Source organism: Klebsiella sp. 18074, from assembly GCF_902705905.1.
In the GTDB taxonomy this organism is placed as follows: domain Bacteria; phylum Pseudomonadota; class Gammaproteobacteria; order Enterobacterales; family Enterobacteriaceae; genus Klebsiella; species Klebsiella terrigena.
In genome coordinates this window covers 1-18439 of sequence record NZ_CACSIS010000017.1, presented here as the reverse complement: position 1 = coordinate 18439, position 18439 = coordinate 1, and the positions used below count along the sequence as shown (strand labels likewise).

Annotated in this window: 17 protein-coding genes; 11 read left to right on the top strand and 6 right to left on the bottom strand. The window is 64.0% G+C overall.

Translation table 11 applies throughout. The annotated features are described in order from the left end of the window. Window positions 1-20 precede the first annotated feature (20 nt). The gene (locus tag GVK32_RS17205) at window positions 21-761 is read left to right on the top strand and encodes a substrate-binding domain-containing protein (protein WP_159871077.1); all 741 of its coding nucleotides are present in this window, start codon (window positions 21-23) and stop codon (window positions 759-761) included. Here the strand turns inward: GVK32_RS17205 and GVK32_RS17200 are convergent. From GVK32_RS17200 to GVK32_RS17190, 3 genes are read right to left on the bottom strand one after another with little or no spacing between them, the layout of a single operon-like run. Next, on the bottom strand, window positions 745-1494 hold the full coding sequence (locus tag GVK32_RS17200) for an ABC transporter ATP-binding protein (protein ID WP_132514081.1): 750 nt from the start codon (window positions 1492-1494) through the stop codon (window positions 745-747). The genes GVK32_RS17205 and GVK32_RS17200 overlap by 17 nt on opposite strands. Next, window positions 1494-2498, bottom strand: a complete 1005-nt coding sequence (locus GVK32_RS17195; protein WP_128877962.1) for an iron ABC transporter permease — start codon at window positions 2496-2498, stop codon at window positions 1494-1496. Before GVK32_RS17195 ends, GVK32_RS17200 begins: the two co-directional genes overlap by 1 nt. Then, window positions 2488-3549, bottom strand: a complete 1062-nt coding sequence (locus tag GVK32_RS17190) for an ABC transporter substrate-binding protein (RefSeq protein ID WP_159871074.1) — start codon at window positions 3547-3549, stop codon at window positions 2488-2490. Before GVK32_RS17190 ends, GVK32_RS17195 begins: the two co-directional genes overlap by 11 nt. Before the next feature lie 190 nt (window positions 3550-3739). Between GVK32_RS17190 and GVK32_RS17185 the strand changes: the two genes are divergently transcribed. Further along, window positions 3740-4489, top strand: coding sequence for a polyphenol oxidase family protein (locus GVK32_RS17185; protein ID WP_159871071.1), 750 nt, complete (start codon window positions 3740-3742; stop codon window positions 4487-4489). Here GVK32_RS17185 and GVK32_RS17180 read toward each other — a convergent pair. Further along, window positions 4486-6066, bottom strand: coding sequence for a rhodanese homology domain-containing protein (locus GVK32_RS17180; protein WP_159871068.1), 1581 nt, complete (start codon window positions 6064-6066; stop codon window positions 4486-4488). The two genes, GVK32_RS17185 and GVK32_RS17180, sit on opposite strands and share 4 nt — an antisense overlap. A 1-nt stretch (window position 6067) precedes the next feature. After that, a complete protein-coding gene (locus GVK32_RS17175) occupies window positions 6068-6664 on the bottom strand; it encodes a cysteine dioxygenase (RefSeq protein ID WP_159871065.1) in 597 nt (198 codons plus the stop codon). A gap of 130 nt (window positions 6665-6794) precedes the next feature. Between GVK32_RS17175 and GVK32_RS17170 the strand changes: the two genes are divergently transcribed. The 7 genes from GVK32_RS17170 to GVK32_RS17140 all read left to right on the top strand — a co-directional run bounded on the left by GVK32_RS17170 (window position 6795) and on the right by GVK32_RS17140 (window position 13850). Then, window positions 6795-7688 (top strand): LysR family transcriptional regulator, encoded by an 894-nt coding sequence (locus tag GVK32_RS17170; RefSeq protein WP_159871062.1) that lies wholly within the window; start codon window positions 6795-6797, stop codon window positions 7686-7688. Window positions 7689-7832: 144 nt separating this feature from the next. Further along, the gene (locus tag GVK32_RS17165; protein ID WP_041146013.1) at window positions 7833-8918 is read left to right on the top strand and encodes an LLM class flavin-dependent oxidoreductase; all 1086 of its coding nucleotides are present in this window, start codon (window positions 7833-7835) and stop codon (window positions 8916-8918) included. Between the two features lie 71 nt (window positions 8919-8989). Next, window positions 8990-10078: an acyl-CoA dehydrogenase family protein gene (locus GVK32_RS17160; protein ID WP_159871249.1), complete on the top strand. Its 1089-nt coding sequence runs from the start codon at window positions 8990-8992 to the stop codon at window positions 10076-10078. Between the two features lie 11 nt (window positions 10079-10089). Further along, window positions 10090-11064: an ABC transporter substrate-binding protein gene (locus GVK32_RS17155; RefSeq protein WP_159871059.1), complete on the top strand. Its 975-nt coding sequence runs from the start codon at window positions 10090-10092 to the stop codon at window positions 11062-11064. Then, the gene (locus GVK32_RS17150; RefSeq protein ID WP_159871055.1) at window positions 11061-12098 is read left to right on the top strand and encodes an ABC transporter substrate-binding protein; all 1038 of its coding nucleotides are present in this window, start codon (window positions 11061-11063) and stop codon (window positions 12096-12098) included. Before GVK32_RS17155 ends, GVK32_RS17150 begins: the two co-directional genes overlap by 4 nt. Further along, window positions 12079-13074: an ABC transporter permease gene (locus GVK32_RS17145; protein WP_159871052.1), complete on the top strand. Its 996-nt coding sequence runs from the start codon at window positions 12079-12081 to the stop codon at window positions 13072-13074. The genes GVK32_RS17150 and GVK32_RS17145 overlap by 20 nt, the downstream gene beginning before the upstream one ends. Continuing rightward, window positions 13068-13850, top strand: coding sequence for an ABC transporter ATP-binding protein (locus tag GVK32_RS17140; RefSeq protein ID WP_159871049.1), 783 nt, complete (start codon window positions 13068-13070; stop codon window positions 13848-13850). Before GVK32_RS17145 ends, GVK32_RS17140 begins: the two co-directional genes overlap by 7 nt. 62 nt (window positions 13851-13912) lie before the next feature. Here GVK32_RS17140 and GVK32_RS17135 read toward each other — a convergent pair whose 3' ends face one another. Next, on the bottom strand, window positions 13913-16075 hold the full coding sequence (locus tag GVK32_RS17135) for a TonB-dependent siderophore receptor (protein ID WP_159871046.1): 2163 nt from the start codon (window positions 16073-16075) through the stop codon (window positions 13913-13915). Window positions 16076-16502: 427 nt separating this feature from the next. Here GVK32_RS17135 and GVK32_RS17130 point away from each other — a divergent pair, with 427 nt between their 5' ends. Continuing rightward, window positions 16503-17324 (top strand): ABC transporter ATP-binding protein, encoded by an 822-nt coding sequence (locus GVK32_RS17130; protein WP_159871043.1) that lies wholly within the window; start codon window positions 16503-16505, stop codon window positions 17322-17324. Then, on the top strand, window positions 17321-18322 hold the full coding sequence (locus GVK32_RS17125) for an iron ABC transporter permease (protein WP_159871040.1): 1002 nt from the start codon (window positions 17321-17323) through the stop codon (window positions 18320-18322). Before GVK32_RS17130 ends, GVK32_RS17125 begins: the two co-directional genes overlap by 4 nt. Window positions 18323-18439 lie beyond the last annotated feature (117 nt).

The following is an 18439-nucleotide window of genomic DNA, read 5'->3' as shown; positions in this document are numbered from 1 at the left end:
CGGACTTGAGCGAGAGACCTATGACACCGCGTATCGTTCTGCTGGCGGCGGGGAGCCTGAAAGGCGCCTTTGTCCCACTGCTGGCGCGTTTTCATCAGCTTACCGACATTGAGGTCGAGGCGCATTTTGGTCCCGCGGGCCTGCTGCGCGAGCGAATTGAGGCCGGGGAGCGCTGCTCGGTTTTCGCCTCCGCCAACGGCCAGCATCCGCAGGCGCTGCGGCAGGCGGGTCTGGCGGGCGAGTGCCGGGCGTTCGCGGCTAACCGGCTGATGATCACCGTACGACGAACCGCCGCCGGCGAGGAGGCCGACTGGCTGACGCTGCTCCGCGACCCGCAGCTGCGGCTGGCGACCTCAACGCCGGGCTGCGATCCCTCTGGCGATTACACCTGGCAGCTGTTCGCACGAATTGAGGCCAGCTATCCGGGAGCCGGACGGCAGATGATGGCCCGCGCGCAGCAGCTGGTGGGGGGCAGGGATTCGCTCCAGGTCCCGCCGGGCAGCACGGCGGCAGCCTGGCTGATTGGCGAAGGGTTAGCGGACCTGTTCATCGGCTACGCCCACTACGCCAGCCAGATGCCGGCCAGCGACGCGCTGCGCTGCGTTGTCATTCCGCCGCCGTGGAACGTGCGCGCCGACTACTACCTGACGCTGACCGAAGAGAGCGCCGACGCGCAGCGGCTCTGCCGCTTTATTCTCGGCGACGAGGGGCAGGGCTTCCTGCGCGCGGCGGGCTTTTTGTCGCTCATCGGCGGATCGTAAACTGCGGCGCCAGCAGCGGTACGGCCGATCCGGGGTGGTCGATTTTGCGGACCGGTAAACCGTAGGCGCGCTGCAGATTGGCTTCGCTCAGCACCTCGGCGGACTCTCCTGCCAGCCATTCGCCCTCGGGCAGCAGGAGTAACGTGTGGCTGGCTATTTGCAGGGCGTGGGTCGGATCGTGGGTGGTGAACAGCACCGTGCGCGTCTGACGGTGCGCCAGATCGCTAATCAGTTGCAGCACCACCTGCTGGTTGGCGAGATCCAGCGCCGAGCAGGGCTCGTCAAGCAGGATATTTTGGCTGGCGCCCACCAGCGCGCGGGCGATCAGCACCAGCTGCTGCTGGCCGCCGGAGAGCGCGCGAAAGGCGGCGGCCGCCAGATGCGCAATCCCCAGCTGGCGCAGCGCCTCCTGCACCTGCCGTCGGTCCTCGGCGCCGGGCTGGGCAAACAGATCGACGTGGCGAGCCCGGCCCATCAGCACCACCTCCTGTACCTGCCAGCTAAACGCCGGGCGAAAAGACTGCGGCACGATAGCGGTGCCGCCGATCGACTCAAACCGGCCACCGAGCGGCGCCAGCACGCCGGTCAGCGTATCAAGCAGCGTGCTTTTTCCGCGCCCGTTAGCGCCCAATATCGCCCAGACTTCTCCGGAGCGGCAGCGCAGGCTAAGCGGGGCAAACAGAGGCTGACGATGACCATAGAGCAGCTGCGTCAGGCTAAGGGAGACTTCCATCAGGCGGTTCCTCGGTGGCGCGAATGGAAAAGCAGCCAGCTAAACAGCGGCGCACCGAGCAGGGCGGTGATAATCCCGATCGGGATCTCCGCCTGAGTTAAGGTGCGGGCCAGGCTGTCCACCACCACCATAAAGCCGCCGCCGAGCCAGAAGGCGGTTGGCAGCAGGCGTCGATGGTCGGCGCCGACCAGCAGACGCGCAAGGTGCGGGATAACCAGCCCGACCCAGGCGATGCTGCCGCTGACCGCCACCTGCGCGGCCACCAGCACGGCGCAGCAGACCAGCACGCTGCGCCGCAGCGCGGCGACCGATACGCCCAGCCCGCGGGCGTCCTTCTCCTCCAGCGCCAGCAGGTTAATTCGCCAGCGCAGCCGATAGAGCAGGGTTGCGGCGGCGATAATCGGCAGCGCCATCAGCAGCACCTTATGCCAATTGGCGGTGGCGAAGCTGCCCAGCAGCCAGAAGACGATATTCGGCAGCGTCTCTTCGCTATCGGCCAGATACTGCATCAGGCTGACCAGGGCGGCAAAAAAGCCGCTGAGGATAATGCCCGAGAGGATCAGCACCAGGGTATTTTCCCGCCCCTGCAGCGCGGCAATCAGATACACCAGCATCAGCGCCAGCAGGCCAAACCCGAAGGTTGAGGCCATCATCAGCAGCGTGTCGAGGCCTAAGAGGATGGCCAGGGTTCCGCCGAAAGCGGATCCGGAGGTCACACCGATGATATGCGGGTCGACCAGCGGGTTTTGAAATACCCCCTGCAGCGTGGCCCCGCACAGCCCCAGCGCGCCGCCGGCCAGCAGCGCCATCACCACCCGCGGCAGCCGCACCGACCAGACAATCTGCCCGGCCACGCCGTCGGCGGGCGACAGGTGGCCCAGTTGGCGAAAGACTTCGCCGAGGCTCAGCGGGTACTGGCCTAAACAGAGTGACGTCACGGCAATCAGCAGCGTTGCCAGCGCCAGCCCGCCCTGCAGCAGGGCCGGATGACGATTACTGAGCATCCGGCGTCCATTTTACGCGGTAGAAGCGCTGGTAATAGTCCTGCGCCCTGGCGTCGACGTCGACGGTGCTATAGCGGGACGGATAGAGCTTTTTCGCCATCCACAGTTCGCCGATCGCCAGCGCTTCCGGCATCGGGTAGCCCCAGGCCTTGGCGTATTCCGGCATCAGCCACACGCGATGGTTTTTCACCGCGTCGATCCCTTGCCACTGCGGGTCGCTGTTAATTTGTTTTACCACTTCCGGATAGCGGTCCTGGACAAAGATCACCTGCGGGTTCCACTGCAGCACCTGCTCCAGCGAGACCTGGCGGGCGCCCTTCACCGAGGCAGCCGCCACGTTCAGCGCGCCCGCGTGCTTCATCATCAGGCCGGTATACTTCCCGGAGCCGTAGGTATTGAGATCGGGGTTAGCCATATAGACCCGCACCCGCTGGTCGTTGGGAATGTCGGCAACCGGGGCGTTGGCTTGCGCCCGGGCGCTGAAGGTGTAGCGAATCAGCTCTTCCGCCTGGACCTGGCGATTAACCACCTCGCCAATCAGGCGAATACCCTGTTTCAATCCTTCGCTATAGGCCTGCTCTTCGTCGGCCATCGACGGGTTCATTTTGTTCTTTTCACCCTCGGCGTCCTGGCGCAGCGACACGGCGACAACCGGGATCCCGGCATTCTGAATCTGCTGAATCATCGCCTGGGGCGCGTAGTTGGCGACGAACACCACCTGCGGGTGCAGCGCCAGCAGGCTTTCTATATTGACCTGGGTTAAATCCCCCGGCGTTGGCAGACCTTCGATGGCGGGCATAAAGCGCGCAAAAGCTGGGCCGAGCTGCTTTTTCCAGCTGCTCATGACACCGACAACGTCGTCGGCGGCGTTAAGCTGCACCAGCAGGTTCAGAGTCTGGTGCTGGAGCACGACGACGCGGTTAACGCGATCCGGCAGGGTGACTTCACGCCCGGTCTGGTCGGTGAGGGTGCGATCGGCAAAGGCGTTCGCGGCAAACAGCGTGCTGGCGACCAGCGTCAGGCTGAGTAAGAAACGAGGTAGTGTGGACATAGGCGGCTCGGTTAGAGAGTAAAGAATCGTTGTGTATTAAAATATATAGCGTTGGCGGAAGCAACGCTAAACGTCGTCTGTACCCCTTAAGATCAAGATGTTTTAACATTTTCCCCTGCCGGGCAGCCGCCTTGCGCATCCGCTAACTTTGGCATACGGTAAATCATCATTAATTCATTTTACCGCCATCATGTCCTTTCAATCCCGGTTATTAAGCGCTATTCCCGGCATCCGCCACGCCTTCCTCGACGTGCACGAGACCGCCGCCTTCCCCTATGCCGAGATGGCGCCGGTTAAGCTGGTGCACGGCAACGTTGTCCATCACTATCAGGTCCCGTTGGCCGAACGGCCGCACGCCGACGCGGTGTTCACCGCCCTGAGCGGGCAGAAGGTGGGGGTGGTGACCGCGGACTGCCTGCCGATGCTGATGGCCTCCCGCGACGGGCGCTACGTCTGCAGCGTCCACGCCGGCTGGCGCGGCGCGGCGAGCGGCATCGTCGAAAACAGCCTCGCGCTGTTCCGCCAGCATCGGGTGACGCCGGAGGAGATAGTGGTGGCGATCGGGCCGCATATCCACGCCTGCTGCTATGAAGTCTCCGGCGAATTTTATCAGACCCTGCTGGCGATGCCGGCGGGGGAGCTGGCGTGGCAGCATCGTGACCTCCTGTTCCATCAGCGCCCCGCGCAGCCAGCCAGAGCGGAGCAGGCCCGGGGGACGGAGGCGGATAATTTGTGGTTCGATCTGCGGGCTTTTGCCCGGCTGCTGCTGCAGCGCGCCGGCGTGGCGGATGAAAACGTCGAGTGGCTGGGAAGCTGCACCTACTGCACGCCGCAGACGCTGGGCTCGTTCCGGCGGCGCACCCATTTCCCGGCAGCGAAAAGCTTCCAGTACTCGTGGATTATGCGTGCGCCTGACCGCGAGAACGGCAGCGCCGGCTAGCGCACCCTAAAGCCGTGGCTGGCGTCGCGCGCCAGCTGATCGACGAGCCCGAACTCCCAGTCCAGATAGGCCTGCATCGCCTCGGAAGAGTTATCCGTTCCCTCGTACGGGCGGCGATAGCGGTCGCTGGCTTCGCTCGCCAGGCGCGTATTGCCCCGTTCCAGCGGCAGGTCCGCCGCTATCCACGCCTGCGTGCCGCCGCGCAGCAGCTCTACCGGCTTACCGGTGAGCGCCGCGACTTCGGTGACGGCGTAACGCGCAAGCAAGCTGCTGCCGCAGGTGAGCACGTAGTGCTCGGCGGGCGGGATCGCCTCCAGCGCCTGCCTGAGTTCGGAGCGCACCAGCCACCAGGCGCCGGGAATATGCCGCGCCGCGTAGTTGGCGCTGGTGGTGAAATCCAGCACCACGGTGCCCGGTTCATTCAGCAGCTCCGCCAGCCGCTGGGGGGCGATCTCTTTCGCTACCGGGGCCGGCGGGACGCTGGCTGCCGGTACGCCGCGCTCGCTAAACGCTGCCGGATTCGTTTCGCGCAGTACCGCGACCTCCCAGCCCATCTGCGCCAGCCACGAAGCGGTGATGGCCGCGCGAACGCCGTCATCGTCCAGTGCGACGATCCGCGCGCCGCGCACGCTGGCGTGGTGGTCGGTCTCCTGCACCAGCTGTCCGCCGGGAGCGCTAAGACTGCCGGGCAGGTGGCCGGCGGCGTACTCCTCCGGGCTGCGGACGTCGAACAGATAGGTGGTGCGATCCTCCTGGCATCGCCAGCGCTGCAGCGTAGTCTCATCAATAAACGCCACCCCGGCGCTTTCGGCCAGCGCGCGCACCTGCTGGCGCCGCGCGGTCGATGGCTGCTGCGCCGGGTCATAGCGCCGCTGCTGGCCGTGCTCCAGCGCCAGTCCGGCCAGCGTCCAGCCGATGGTGCCGTTACGCAGGGCGTAGACCGGATTACGCACTCCGGCGTTGCGCAGCGACTGGGCGCCGATAATGCTGCGGGTGCGTCCCGCGCAGTTAACCACGATCGGCGTCTGCTCCGAGCCTACGAGGCCGTCAACCCGTAGCGCCAGCTCGCCGCCGGGAACGCTGATGCTGCCGGGAATACTCATGGTCTGATACTCATCGAAGCGTCGGGCGTCTAGCACCACCACCGGCTGCGGGCCGTCAATTAGCGCCTGCACCTCCTGCGCGCTCAGCGAAGGCGTGTGGCGCTGGCTCTCAACCAGCTCGCCAAACGCTTTGCTCGGGGAGTTGACGTCCTGAAACAGCTCTCCGCCGCTGCGCTGCCAGCCCGCCAGCCCCTCGTCGAGCAGGGCAACGTCCCGGTAGCCCCAGTCGCGCAGGTGTTCGAGAGCGACGATTGCAAGACCTTCACCGTTATCGTAAACGGTTATCGGCGTCGTCAGGCGCGGCACCCGGCGGCTGATTTCCAGCTCCAGCTTACTGAGCGGCAGGTTTGCGGCGAACAGCGGATGCGCGGTGGCGAAGTGCGCTTCTTCACGCACGTCGATCAGCGCCAGCTCCGCGCCGTCGAGCAGCGCCTGGCGGATCTGTGCGGCCTGGCGTAGGGAGTGTTCGGGCATATTAATTATCCTTAGAGAGATCCCAGAGATTGGGTAAATGGCGGTTGGAGTAGCCGGAGATAAAGGGTTTGCTGAGTCCTTCCGGGGTATACACGGCGCGCCTGACGGCGCCGATATTGCCGCCGTAAACGTGGATGCTGACGGACACGCTATCCGCCAGCGCGTTGCTGACCCGGTGAATATCGCCGTCGCGGGCGGAGACTTTCTCGACCTCGCCGGGGGAGAGGCGCTGGGCTATACCGTCAGCCACCGGCGTGCCGGCGTCGTCGAGGCGGTAGCGCTGATTCTCCTCCGCCCCGCGCAGCATGCCGATCGCGCCCCACACCCGGTGGTCGTGGATCGGCGTCGACTGTCCCGGTCCCCAGACGAAGCTGACGATTGAAAAGCGCTGCCCGGAGTCGGCGTGCAGCAGATACTGCTGATAATGGTGGGGATGCGGCAGGGCGTACTCGTCCGGCAGCCAGTCATCCTGCTTCACCAGCGCCGCCAGCCGCAGGGCCACCGCGTTCAGCAGCGGCTCCGGCCGGCCGATCTCGCGATGCAGGACGTCAACGTCTTGAATAAAATGGCGTAATTTTTCCAGTCGGGATGTGCTCATCATCGGTTCCTGTCAGGGGGACTGGTCAATACGCTAACAAAGGCGTTAATATTATTTAAATGCAATTTCCGCATATATTAATATGCAAAATAAACATTAAGAGTTTGGCGAGGCCGACTCTAAGGAATCTATGCGCATTGATGACATTGACGCCCTGTTAGCCACCGTGCAGTACTCCTCCCTGAATCAGGCGGCGGAGTATCTGGGCATTACCCAGTCGGCGATCACCCGTCGGCTGCAGCGGCTGGAGCAGACGCTGAACGTGACCCTGCTGGAGCGGCAGACCCGGCCGCTGACCCTGACCGCCGCCGGGCATCGCGTCTACGAGCAGTGCCTGACCATCAAGCGGGAAACCAAAAAGCTCTACGGGCTGCTGGACCCGGAGGCGGAGCCGCGCGGCGTTCTGCGCCTTGGCCTGCCGCAAAGCGTGGCGGAAATCGCCCTCCAGCCGGCGCTGACGGCGCTGCATCAGCAGTTCCCGCACCTCCAGCCGCAGGTGACCTGCGGCTGGAGCGGCCAGCTGCAGAAGCGCCTGGAGAGCGTCGAGCTTGACGGCGTGCTGGCGATGGGCCCGGCGCAGCAGGCCTTCGCGGAGGGCTACAGCGGGCGGCTGCTCTGCCCGCTGGATATCGTGGTGATTGCCGGCAGGAGCCTGCGCCTCTCCGCCGGGGCGCTGCGGGAGTGCGCGGCGCACGGCTGGGTGCTCAATCCCGACGGCTGCGGGCTGCGGGCGGGATTGATCCGCGAGCTGCAGGCCCAGGGGCTGCGGCTGCAGCTGAATACCGAGACCGCGGGGGCCCAGCTGCAGATTGGCCTGGTGGCTCAGGGGTTGGGATTGGGCATCGTCCCCCGGGCGGCGCTGGCAGCCAGCCCGTGGCGCGATGAGATTAGTATCCTGGCGCTGGCCGATTTCCAGCCCGCGGTCTGCCTGTGGCAAATCAGCGCCCAGAATCTGGCTAATCTCCAGCAGCCGCTGACTTTTTTTGCCGCCAAAATCGTCCAGAAGCTGGCTTTATATGACTGAAAAATAGCTGTAATTTATCTAAATGCTTATTTGGCATATTAGGATATGATAAAAATGCATTTTGTTCATTAATCTCCGATGTATAGGGTAACGATATTGCGCCGCCGCCGCGGCCGGCCCGTTACCCTGACCCAAGGAGTTTGTATGAGCATTCAGTTTCTCGGCATGATCGGCCACCGTCTCGCGTCCGAAACTATCGCCCCGGCAGGGCCGATTTTTGACCGCGACTATATCGTTCGTTTTGCTCAGGCTCACGAGGCCGCCGGCTTTGACCGGCTGCTGGTGGGGCATTGGTCCGATCAGCCCGATGGCTTTCTGGTTACCGCCCTGGCCGGGCTGTCGACGCAAAAAATCAGCTTTCTGCTCGCCCACCGCCCGGGTTTTGTCTCGCCCACGCTCGCCGCGCGTAAATTCGCCACCCTTGAGCACCTGCTCGGCGGGCGCCTCGCGGTGCATATTATCAGCGGCGGCAACGATGCCGAACAGCGGCGCGACGGCGACTATCTCAATCACGACCAGCGCTATGCGCGCACCGACGCCTTCCTTGAGACGGTACGCAAAATCTGGACCGCAGAGCAGCCGGTCGATATCGCCAACGAGTTCTACCAGGCCGAGCAGGCATGGTCGGCCATTCGTCCGCTGCAAAAACCGCATATTCCGCTCTATTTTGGCGGCTCTTCAGAGGCTGCCATTCGGGTGGCCGGTAAGCACGCCGACGTCTTTGCCCTGTGGGGCGAATCGCTGGGACAAACCCAGGAGACGGTGAAACGGGTGCGGGCTGAAGCGGCAAAGCATCAGCGCGAAATTGACTTCAGCGTCTCCTTCCGACCGATTATCGCCGATAGCGAAGCGCAGGCCTGGGAAAAAGCCGAGCATATTTTACACGTTGCCTCCGAGCGCGCGGCGCAGACCGACGGTGGATTTAAGGCCAAGCCGGAGAGCGTCGGCGCCCAGCGCCTGCGGGCGACGGCGGAGCAGGGGAACGTGGTGGACAAGCGCCTGTGGACCGGCATTGCGAAGCTGGTGGGCGGCGGACATAACTCCACCGCGCTGGTGGGCACGGCGGAACAGGTTGCCGACGCGCTGCTCGACTACTACGACCTCGGGGTACACAACTTCCTGATCCGCGGCTTCGACCCGCTCAACGATGCGCAGGAGTACGGCAAGGCGCTGCTGCCGATCGCCCGCGAAAAGGCGGCGCTGCGGGCGGCTAAGGCGCGAGTATCGTGAACACGCCTCCCCAGGCTTCGCCTCAGCCGACGGCCAGCTGGCCGCAGCGGCTGACGAATATCCGCCGACAGATGGCGGAACGGGCGGCGGAACTAGACCAGAGCGGCGAATTTCCCCGCCATAACCTCGACCTGCTGTACCGGGAGGGCTTTCTGAGCCTGGCCACGCCGCGGCGCTACGGCGGCGCGCAGGCGGATCTCCCGCAGCTGCAGGAGGCGATTTCCGCTATCGCGTGGGGCGAGCCGGCGACGGCGCTGATCGTCTGCATGCAGTATCTGCACCATCTGCGGCTGGCGGAGAGCGAAGGCTGGGCGGAGCCGCTGCGCGAGCGGGTCTTTCGCGACGCCGTCGAACGCGGGGGGCTGATCAACAGCCTGCGGGTTGAGCCAGAGCTCGGTTCCCCGGCGCGCGGCGGCCTGCCGCAAACCGTCGCCACCCGCACCGCGCAGGGCTGGCGGCTCAACGGCCACAAGCTCTACACCACCGGCGTTGAGGGGCTGAGCTGGCTGGCGGTCTGGGCGCGAAGCGATGACCCCGACCCGTGGGTGGGGACCTGGCTGGTGCCGGCAAAAAGTGACGGTGTCACTATTATTAAAAGCTGGGATCACGCCGGCATGCGCGCCACCGGCAGCCATGAAGCACTCTTTCGTAACGTGCTGCTGGCGCCGGAGAGCGCGGTGGAGACCTGGCCCGCGGCGACGCCGCCGGGGCCGAATGCCGAACAGACGCGGCTGTTTGCCAACCGCCACGCGGCGCTGCTGGCGGCCATTTACGACAGCGTCGCCCGCGCCGCGTGCGACTGGCTGCTGGGCTGGCTGCGTTCACGTATCCCGGGAAGCCTTGGGCAGCCGCTGAGCCAGCTGCCGCGGGTGCAGGAAAAAGTCGGGCAGATCGAGGGCGCGCTGCTGACCAACCGCTGCCTGCTGCAGCGGGCGGCCGAGCTGGGATTTACCACCGCTGAAGCCAATCTGGCGAAGGTGACCATCACCGACAACGCCATTTCGGCGGTTAGCCTGGCGCTGGAGCTCACCGGCAATCACGGGCTCAGCCGCCAGCATCCTCTGGAGCGTCACTATCGCAACGTGCTGTGCGGGCGGGTGCATACGCCGCAGAGCGACAGCGCCTGGCAGGCGGCGGGCAAACAGGCTTTTCAATTATAAGGATAATCACCATGCGCGAACGAAAGAGAACCCCTTTAGCCGCGGCGCTCGTGCTGCTGGCGCTGAGCGCCCATGCGGCGGCGCAGGAGCGCGTCACCCTGCGCATTGCCGATCAAAAGGGCGGCATGCGCTCGCAGCTTGAAGCCGCGAATGCGTTGCAAAACCTGAACTACGATATCAAGTGGGCGGAGTTTCCCGCCGCCGCGCCGCTGGCGGAAGCGCTGAACGCCGGTGCGGTTGATGCCGGGATTATCGGCGATGCGCCGCTACTCTTCGCCCTCGCCAACGGTGCGCCGGTAAAGGCGATCGCCGTCGATAAAAGCAACCCCGCCGGCACCGCGGTGCTGGTCCCGCCGGGCAGCCCGCTGAAAAGCGCGGCGGACTTAAAGGGCAAACGCATCGCGACCGGGAAGGGGTCCATCGGCCACTTTGTCGCCCTCAAGGCGCTGGAGCAGGCGGGGATATCGCCCGGGGACGTGCAGTGGGTCTTCCTCGGCCCGGTGGATGCCAAAGTGGCATTGCTTAACGGATCGGTGGATGCCTGGGCGACCTGGGAGCCCTACACCACCCAGATGGTGAAAACCGCCGAGGGGCAAATTCTGGTCAGCGGCAAGGGGCTGCTGCCCGGCAACACCTTCCTTGCGGCCACCGACGCCAGCCTTAAGGATCCGGCTAAGCGGGCGGCGCTGCAGGACTATCTGCATCGCCTGGCGGGCGCCGAGCGCTGGGCCTATGCCAATCTGGACAGCTACGGCAAAACCCTCGGGGAGATCATTCGTTTCCCGCCGGAGATCGCCCGGGCGCAGTTCGCGAACCGGCAATCGCAGTGGCAGCGCCTGGACTCGCGGATCGTCGACCAGCAGCAGGCCACCGCCGATTTTTATCAGGCCAACGGGCTGATCCGCGCCAGGCTGGACGTCACGCCGACCTTTGATGACGGCTTTACCGTCCCCGCGCGAACCGCGCCTCAGGAGACCACGCCATGATCCAGACCTCTTTTTCCCGCCGCCGTTTTCTTCAGCTGAGCGCCGGTACGGCATTGGCGGCGACGGCCTGGCCGCTGTGGGCGCACGATATGGCGGCGATGCCCGCCGAGGGGGAAAACCCGGCGCTGCGCCTGGCCGAACCCTACAAAATCAGGCTGGCGATCAACAAAAGCGCGGTGTGCCTTGCCCCGGTCGCGGTGGCCGAGCAGCAGAAGTTTTTCAGCAAGTACAATCTCGACGTGGAGTTCGTTAATTTTGGTAACTCGACCGACGTTCTGCTGGAGGCGATAGCTACCGGCAAGGCGGACGCTGGCGTCGGGATGGCGCTGCGCTGGCTGAAGGCGTTGGAGCAGGGCTTTGACGTCAAGCTCACCGCCGGGACGCACGGCGGCTGCCTGAATCTGCTGACGGCAAAAAATTCGCCGTTTGGCGGCCTCGAGAGCCTGAAGGGGCAGACTATCGGGGTGACCGATATGGCCGGCCCGGATAAAAATTTCTTCGCCATTTTGCTCAAACGTCACGGGATCGATCCGCTCAGCGACGTGCAGTGGAAGGTCTATCCCGCCGATCTGCTGAGCGTGGCGCTCGACAAGCGCGAGATTGCCGCCATCAGCGGCAGCGAACCCTTTAGCTATCGCCTGCTGGAGACCGGCAAGTATCAGCTGATCGCCAGCAATATGAGCGGGGATTACGCCAACTTGAGCTGCTGCGTGCTGGGGGTGAGCGGATCGCTGGCGCGGGACCATAAGCCGGCCGCCGCCGCGCTGACCCAGGCCATTCTGGAGGCGCACAGCTACGCTTCGGCCCACCCGGAAAGCGTGGCGCAGGCGTTTATGGCCCACGCGCTGAATACCAATGAGGCCGAGGTCTCGGGGATCCTTCACGGCCAGGGCCACGGCCACCACGCCGTCGGCGAGGCGTTCGTCAAAGAGCTGACCCAGTACGCCATTGACCTGCAGCGGGTGCAGGTGATCAAGCCCGGGACCGATCCTCATCAGTTTGCGGAGAGTATCTATGCCAACGTATTCGCCTGAGCAGGCGCTGTCGCGGCCTCGGGCCGGCGGAGCGCTGTGGGCTGAAGGCGCGCTGGCCGCCGCGCTATGGCTGGCGGGCGGGCTTTTTACCCTGAGGTGGCCGGATGCCGGGCGGCGCTGGCCCTACAGCGAAGGCTGGGCGCTGACGCAGTTGGCGATCGCCGGTGGGCTTCTGCTGCTGGCGCTGAGCTACCGCTACTGGCGCCAGCGGGGCGGGCGCCTGCAGCATGCCGGGAAATGGCTGGCGCTGCTGCCGGTGCTGTTTGGCCTGTGGGAGTGGCTGACGGCGAAATCCGCGCTGCTGCCGGTGCCGTTTTTTGCCCCACCGCAGGCGCTGATCGAAGTCCTGTATGACGACTGGCCGCGCCTGCTCGATAGCCTGCTGCACTCGCTGGGCCTGCTGAGCCTCGGGGTGCTGCTCGGAACGTCCAGCGGCTTTATCAGCGGGCTGGCCATTGGCTGGTCGCAGCGCATTGGCTACTGGCTGCATCCGGTGCTGCGCCTGCTCGGGCCGGTGCCGTCAACGGCGCTACTGCCGCTGTGCCTGTTTATCTTCCCTTCCAGCTTCGGGGCCAGCGTCTTTTTAATTGCCCTCAGCACCTGGTTTCCGGTCACCGTACTGACGTGGTCCGGGGTGGTGAGCATCGACAAAGCCTGGTACGACGTGGCGCGCACGCTGGGGGCCAGCCAGCGTTTTCTGATCCTGCGGGTGGCCATTCCCGCCGCGCTGCCGAACGTTTTCGTTGGGCTGTTTATGGGATTAGGCGCCTCGTTTTCGGTGCTGATCGTCGCCGAGATGGTCGGCGTTAAATCGGGGATCGGCTTCTATCTGCAGTGGGCGCAGGGCTGGGCGGCCTATCCCAACATGTACGCCGCGCTGCTGGTGATGGCCTTTCTCTGTTCCGGCCTGATTAGCGGACTGTTTATTTTACGCGACCGGCTGCTGAGCTGGCAGCGGGGAGGCATGACATGGTAACGACCGCGACTACGGCGACGCCGGCCGGTGCGGCCATCGACATCGCCCATCTGAGCCACGCCTTTGCGCTGGGCCGCCAGACGGTGCCGGTGCTGGAGAATATCAGCCTGCGGTTGCGCCCCGGAGAGAGCGTGGCGCTGCTGGGGCCGTCCGGCTGCGGGAAATCCACCCTGTTGCGGCTGCTGGCGGGGCTGGAGGTGCTGCAGAGCGGGCAGGTGCAGATCGACGACCGCCGCATGGGCCCCCCGGGGCCGGAGCGGATCCTGGTGTTTCAGGACCCAACCCTCTATCCGTGGCTGACGGTGCGGCAAAACGTGCTGCTCGGGCCGCAGGCGCAGGGGAGGAAAGGGCTGGAGCCAAAGGCCGACGCGCTGATTGCGCGGATGGGGCTGGAGGCGTTTAGCGCCGCCTGGCCGCGTCAGCTCTCCGGCGGGATGGCCCAGCGGGCGGCGCTGGCGCGGGCGCTGCTCAATGAGCCGCGGCTGCTGTTGCTCGATGAGCCCTTAGGCAAGCTGGATTCCCTGACGCGCATCGGCATGCAGCGCGAGCTGATCGCGCTTTGGCAGCAGCAGGGCTATACCAGCCTGCTGGTGACGCACGATATCGAAGAGGCGCTGCTGCTGTGCGAAAGGGTGCTGGTGATGTCGCCCCGTCCGGGGCGAATTATTGCCGAATTTACGCTGCCGCTGCCCTTCCCGCGCCACCGTGATAATCCGCAGCTGGTCGGTCATCGGCAGGACATTTTGCGCATCCTGGGCCAGGCGGAGGACTGGTAGGATTGGCGATGGGGAGTCTCTCCCGGCGGCAACGCTGCGCTGCGCGGGAGAGCGTCAGGCGCTTAAAAGTCCATCTTCACCGTAAACTGCACTTCGCGCGGGTCGCCAATCTGGTTGCCCAGGTTATTGGTGCCGACCGAAGAGGTGTAGTAGGTCTTATCGAACAGGTTTTTGACGTTAACCTGCAGGGTGACCGGATACTGCAGCTTCATCTTGTAGGCGGCGAACGCGTCCGCGACGCCGTACCCCGGCAGGTAATAGTCCGCGCCGTTGGTGGCGGAACGCTTGCTGACCGCGTGTCCTCCCGCGCCGAGCGTCAGGGTATTGCCGGCGTAGACGTTATGCACGTCATAGGTCATATACAGCGAGCCGGTATGTTTTGGCACGTTTGGCATCGGCTTACCGGCGTAGTCCGGATCGTCGAGCACCTTGGCGTCGGTATAGCCGTAGCTGGCGATGATGCTCAGGTTGTCGGTGAGCGACCCGGCGACGTCCATCTCCACGCCCCGCGAGCGCACCTTGCCCGCCGTTTTGGCAATGGTTTCATCCCCGACCGTTTCGTTGTACAGCACGTTGCGCTTATCGATATCGAACAGGGCGATATTGGCAGTCACGCCGCTGAACAGCTCAAACTTGGCGCCCAGCTCATAGGAGGTGGACTCTTCCGGCGGCAGGTTGCCGATATAGCTGGCGATGGACGACTGCGGCATAAACGACTGCGCCACGTTACCGAACAGTGAAATGGTCGGCGTCAGCTTATAAACCAGGCCAAACTTCGGCGTCCACTTCTGGTCGCTGCTGTCGGTATTGACGTTAAACGGACGCCCCTTGCCGGCGTACTGGGTGTAATACTGGTAGCGCACGCCGGCGACGGCGATCCAGCTGTCGTTGAGGTAGAGCGCGTCCTGCAGGTAGGCGGCGTAGCTCTCCTGCTGAATGCGCTGATCGCTATCGGACGCCGACACGCTGGTGCATTTATCGACGGTGCCGTAGACCGGATTGTAGATATTGAATCCCTTGGTATTCTTACAGCGGATCATGTCGGTGCGCAGCAGATCGTAGTTCTCGTAGGCGATACCGCTGAGGATCTCGTTGTAGAAACCGCCAATCACCACGTCGCCCTGCAGATCGGCGCGGGTCGAGTGCATCTTCTGGGTTGAGCCGTGGGTGGCGTCCACGCGGCGGGTCAGGTCGCCGGTGGCCGAATCATAGGCCATGACCCGCGCCTGATCGTCGTTGTAGTGATCCTGGCTGTAGCTGTAGTCAAAGCGGGCGGTCCAGGCCTCGTTAAGCCGGTATTCGGCGTTAATCTGCGCCAGATCGGAGTAGCCGTCGGTAATATTGAACGGCTCGTCGAAGCGGGTTTTACGATCGACGTTGACCGCCTTTTTGGTATTGAGATCGAAAATCGTCCCGCGATCGAACGGCGTACTGTAGTCGCGATGCGAGTACGCCACGTTGACCGTGGCGCGGTCGCCAAACCAGGTCAGGGAAGGGGCGATAAAGCTGCTCTTCTCTTTGCCAAAGCTGCGCCAGTAGTCTTCACGCTGATATTCGCCGATGACCCGGTACGCGAGGCGCGTCCCTTCGATGGGCCCGGTGACGTCAAACTGGCCGCTGCCGCCGCCAAAGCTGGTGGAGGTCGCCGAAATCGAGCCGCCGAAGGTTTTTTGCGGGCGTTTAGTCACCACGTTAATCAGCCCGCCGGGGTCGAGAATGCCGTACAGCGTCGAGGCTGGGCCTTTCAGCACCTCCACGCGCTCGGCGGCGGCGTTGAAGCTGCGCGGCAGGACGGTGCGCAGCCCGTTGGTCATAATAGAACCGTCGCGGTTGGCGCCGAAACCGCGGCGGGTAAAGGCGTCCTGGGTGCCGCCGAGGGTATTGGTCTGCACGACGTTGGCGACGTTATACAGCGCTTCGTCAAGCGAGGTGACGTGCTGATCTTCCAGCACCCGATCGCTGACGGTGTTAACCACCTGCGGGATATCCAGCAGCGGCATTGAGGTCAGCGTCGCGGTCGCGCTGCTGAGCGGCTGATAGCCGCTGGTGGCGTTCTGCTGGCTGCCGTCGGCCACCACCGTAATGGTTTCGTCGGCGGCTTTTTTATCTTTTTCCGCCGCGGTTTGCGCGGCGATAATCCCCGGAGAGGTAAAGGAACCTAAAAAAATCAGTGAAAAAAGTGCACGCCCTTTCAATGTCGTGAAAGGGACAGTTGATTGCGTCATTTGTCTGTTTCTCGTGAACGAATCCGTCCTTTGCGGACAGAAAAAGCCAATTAAATCATTGCCCTTAAAAATATTATCTATCCGTTATCCACCATAATTGGCGCTCAGATATGTAATTGAGAATCATTCAACCACGTAGCAATGTAGTAGTAAACGTTATGTAAGATAAAAAATCGCTGCCGGCGAAAGCGGCGTTTTGGCGGTGGCATGAATTGCAAAAATAGTATTTATCATTCTGTTTTTAATGGATTTAATTAAGGTTGTGCCGCTATGGCAGGTGACAGGTAGCGCCTTTTCGCTGCGCGTAAAACAGAGTGTTGACTACTACATTCATTCACATCATGATCAAAAGAGAATGAGATGTATTTTTGTTTGAGTGCAGTCCGTGCGGGCCTGATGCCACGCCGCTGCGGTGCGGGAGCGAGTTATGCCACAGCGGGTGATGCCTGCAGAGCAGGGGATTGTGCTGGATTCCCTGTCGGCCGGATACGGCCAGACCCTTATCGTCAACGATATTAATCTGACGATCCCCCACGGCAAAATGACGGTACTGGCCGGGGCCAACGGCTCCGGGAAATCGACCCTGCTATCGACCATCGCCCGAATGCTCAAGCCGCTCGGCGGCAGCGTGCGCCTCGACGGTGAGGTTATCCACGAGCTGCCCACCCGGACGGTATCGCGCCGGCTGGGGATACTGCCCCAGTCGCCGCTCACCCCGGAAGGATTGACGGTTTTCGAGCTGGTCGCGCGCGGGCGCTATCCCTGGCAAGGGCTGATGCGCCAGTGGTCGGCTGACGACGAGCGGGCGGTGGAGGAGGCGCTGGCGCTGACCGGCACCGCGGAGTTCGCCCATCTGCCGGTGGACAGCCTCTCCGGCGGCCAGCGCCAGCGCTGCTGGATAGCGATGGCGCTGGCCCAGCAGACCGCCACCATTCTGCTCGACGAACCCACCACCTGGCTCGATCTGCGCTATCAGGTCGATATTCTCGAGCTGCTGCAGACCCTGACCCGCGAACACGGGCGCACGGTGGTCACCGTCCTGCACGACCTGAACTTTGCGGTGAACTATGCCGATACCCTGGTGTTTCTTAAGCAGGGGCGCATTGCCGGGGTGATTGGTGAAAATGAAACCTGTACGCCGGAGCTGATTAAAACGGTGTTTGACGTTGACGTGCAGATGTCGCTGAACCCGCAAACCGGTAAACCGTTCTTTATGCCCTTTCGCGCCCGCCAGGCGGCCGGACAATGAGCGCCAGCGCGCTGATGCTCCGGCGCCGACGCGCCCGGCCGCGGCTGTCCGTGGTGGTGCTGACCCTGCTGCTGATCGGCGGTTCGCTGGTGCATCTGGGGCTGGGGGCGCGCTGGATTGCGCCGCCCACCATACTGCAGGCGCTGCTCCATTACGATCCGCGCAGTTTTGACCAGCGAATTATCATCGATTTACGCCTCGTGCGCCTGGCCGCCGCGCTGCTGACCGGTGCCGCGCTCGGCATCGCGGGCATGCTGCTGCAGACGGTGATCCGCAATCCGCTCGGCGAACCGCATATTCTCGGCCTCAATGCCGGCGCGTCGCTGGCGGTGGTGGCGACCTCGGCGCTGGGCCTCGGCGAAGCGGCGTTCGGCCGCCCGCTGACCGCCGCCTGTGGCGCAGGGCTGCTGTTTGGCGCCGTGATGCTGCTGGCCTCCTCCGGACGCGGCGGCATGACGCCGCTGCGCATCACCCTGTGCGGGGTGGCGCTCTCGGCCTTTGCGTCGGCGGTGACCGCGGCTGTCCTGATTCTGGACGAACAAACGCTGCTGGCGATGCGCACCTGGCTGGCGGGCGATCTGGCTGGGTTGAAGTGGCAGACGCTGCGCGCGGCGCTGATCCCGGCGCTGGGCGGGCTGCTGGTCGCCATCGCCATCGCCCCGCGGCTTAACGTCCTGGCTTTGGGGGATAAGGTCGCCCTCGGTCTGGGGGTGAAAATTGCCCAAACCCGGCTGCTGGGGCTCGCCGCCATCGCGCTGCTGTGCGGTTCGGCGGTCGCCGTTGCCGGGCCTATCGGCTTTGTCGGCCTGGTGGTCCCGCACGTGGTGCGGCGGCTGATTACCGAGGACATTCGCCTGGCGCTGCCGCTGGCGGCGCCGGTTGGCGCCCTGGTGCTGGTGCTGGCGGATATTGCGGCGCGCACCCTGGTGGCGCCCCAGGAGCTGGCGACAGGGGCGATGACCGCCCTGGTGGGCGCGCCGCTGTTTATACCTGAATGAACACCACCTCCTATGGAGGTGGTCAGCAAAAAGTTGGCTCTGCCAGTAATGCTACTCATGGGAAAATCCGAATCTGTTATCCCCATAACTGATAAGGATTTAACCATGAGTAGATTC